Raw genomic sequence first — 580 nt, forward strand, 5'->3', positions numbered from 1 at the left:
CAGCCAGTATCACGCTGCACCTGTAACAGGCGAAGCATCTGGCGCGGGCCGACCTGACCGACCTCGTCAATCACCAGCACCGTGTTCCGATCCACATCGACGTCACCGCGCTCCAGCCGCGCCAGAAAAGGCAGCATCGCGCTCGTGTCAAAGATGCCGGCCTCACGTAATGCGTCTGCCTGACGCCAGGCATTGGCAATCCCGAGAACCCTGCGACCGTTCGTGTCATAACGCGTATCATGTTTCCACGCATCAACCAGCGGAGATAGCAGCGCCGTCTTCCCGGAGCCCGCGACGCCGGTAAGCATGGAGAGCGCACCACCCCTGCCGAGAGCATAGATTGCGGCCTTCTGGGTCTTTCCATGATCGCTTGCGAAGTCGAGGGGTGATCGTCCGATCGCTTCCGTGATCTGGCGGTCCGACAGCGCCCCGCTTCGGTCTCCTGAAGCACGAGCCGCCTGAATCGCGAGGTCCTCCTCGATGGCGATCTGAGCGGAATTCGTCACCCTCAGCCTGTCGCCGCGCATCTCCTGAACCAGCGAGACCCGTTCCCCGCCGAGTTCAAGACCACGCTGTTCAA

At 62.2% G+C, this 580-nt stretch carries 1 protein-coding gene; it reads right to left on the minus strand.

What is annotated here, in order from left to right; translation table 11 throughout:
• Positions 1–580, minus strand: a 580-nt coding sequence (locus B7449_RS18165) for an AAA family ATPase (protein WP_048884017.1), incomplete at both ends; no start/stop codon positions are given.

It is taken from the genome of Komagataeibacter intermedius TF2 (assembly GCF_000964425.1).
GTDB lineage: Bacteria > Pseudomonadota > Alphaproteobacteria > Acetobacterales > Acetobacteraceae > Komagataeibacter > Komagataeibacter intermedius.